The 1,518-nt window shown below is 73.9% G+C and carries 3 protein-coding genes; all 3 read left to right on the plus strand.

The window, feature by feature from the left end; all coding sequences use genetic code 11:
- Positions 1-308, plus strand: a 308-nt coding sequence (locus WBP48_RS08315) for an urease accessory UreF family protein (protein WP_424438843.1), incomplete at its 5' end; no start/stop codon positions are given.
- Positions 301-1,068, plus strand: a complete 768-nt coding sequence (gene ureG / locus WBP48_RS08320; RefSeq protein WP_424438846.1) for an urease accessory protein UreG — start codon at positions 301-303, stop codon at positions 1,066-1,068. The genes WBP48_RS08315 and ureG, both read left to right, overlap by 8 nt.
- Positions 1,065-1,518 (plus strand): urease accessory protein UreD (locus WBP48_RS08325; RefSeq protein WP_424438849.1); only part of this gene is annotated, 454 nt, incomplete at its 3' end. The genes ureG and WBP48_RS08325, both read left to right, overlap by 4 nt.

Below are 1,518 nucleotides of genomic sequence, written 5' to 3' on the forward strand. Positions count from 1 at the left end.
CGCCTCCGCCGCGCGCGTGCGTGCTCGGCGTGGTCGCCGCCGGGCTCGGCATCGCGCCGCTGGACCTTGCCCGCCTCGTCGTCTACGAGGACCTGCAGGCGGCCGCCGCCGCAGTGCTCAAGCTGGAACCGCGCGATCCGCTCGAACTCGTCGCGCTCGTCTCGCGGCTCTGTGGCGAGGCGGAGGGCGCGCTCGCGGCGGTCGCCGCGATCACCGCCCCGGACGAGATCCCCGCGCTCAGCGCACCACAATCCGAGACGTGGGCCGAGGTCCACGCCCGATCCACGAGGAGGCTCTTCCGTGCCTGAATCCCCATCCCGCACCCCCCGCGCGCTGCGACTCGGGGTCGCCGGCCCCGTCGGCACCGGAAAGTCGTCGCTCATCGCGACGGTCTGCCGGGCCCTCGCCGGCGAGATCCGCATCGGCGTCATCACCAACGACATCTACACCGACGAGGACGCCCGCTTCCTGCGCTCGGCGGGCGTGCTCGAGCCCGAGCGCATCGTCGCGGTGGAGACCGGCGCCTGCCCGCACACCGCGATCCGCGACGATGTGACCGCCAACCTGCTGGCCGCGGAAGACCTCGAGCGCGCCTTCGCTCCGCTCGACCTGGTCGTCATCGAGTCCGGCGGCGACAACCTGACCGCGACGTTCTCGCCGGCCCTCGTCGACGCGCAGATCTTCGTGCTCGACGTCGCGGGCGGCGGCGACGTCGCCCGCAAGGGCGGCCCCGGCATCGGGCGCGCCGATCTGCTGGTCGTCAACAAGACCGACCTCGCGCCGTACGTCGGCGTGGACGTGTCGCAGATGGTCGCCGATGCGACCGCGGCGCGCGAGGGCCGCCCGGTGCTCGCGCTGTCGCGCAGCGATGCCGCGTCGGTGGCCGCACTGCGCGCGTGGGTGCTCGAGGTGCTCGCCGCGCACCGCGCCGGTTCGCACGTACCGCAGGACCCGGGTCCGATGGCGCCGCACTTCCACGCCGACGAGGACGGCAACGGCTATCTGCACACACACGCCGACGGAGACGAGGTGCACGCGCATGCGCACAGCCACCCGCACTCGTCGTGACCGAGACCGTCGTCGAGATCGCGGGGCGCGGCGATGAGGTCTCGTGTGTCTTATCCGGCGAGCTGGTGGTTCCGCGTCTCGTCCGCCGGCGGGCACGCTCGGTTCGCGTCGCACTCGTCGCCGGCGGCGCCATGCTCCTGCCCGGCGACGAGGTGCGCGTGCGGATCCGCGTCGGCGCCGGCTGCACGCTCGGACTCGTCGACATCGGCGGTCTGGTCGTCTACGGACGCGGCGACGCCGGCGACGCGTCGCAGTGGCACGCGCATCTCGACCTCGCCGCGGACGCGCACCTCACTTGGGACGGGCTGCCCACCGTCGTCACGGATGACGGGGAGCTCGCCCGCACGCTCACAGTCCGCCTCGCCGCTGGGTCATCGGCGGTGCTGCGCGAGACGCTCGTGCTCGGCCGCACCGGCGAGCGCGGCGGCCGGCTGCGCACCGACACGGACG

This window comes from Microbacterium sp., assembly GCF_049661145.1.
Classification (GTDB): Bacteria; Actinomycetota; Actinomycetes; order Actinomycetales; family Microbacteriaceae; genus Microbacterium.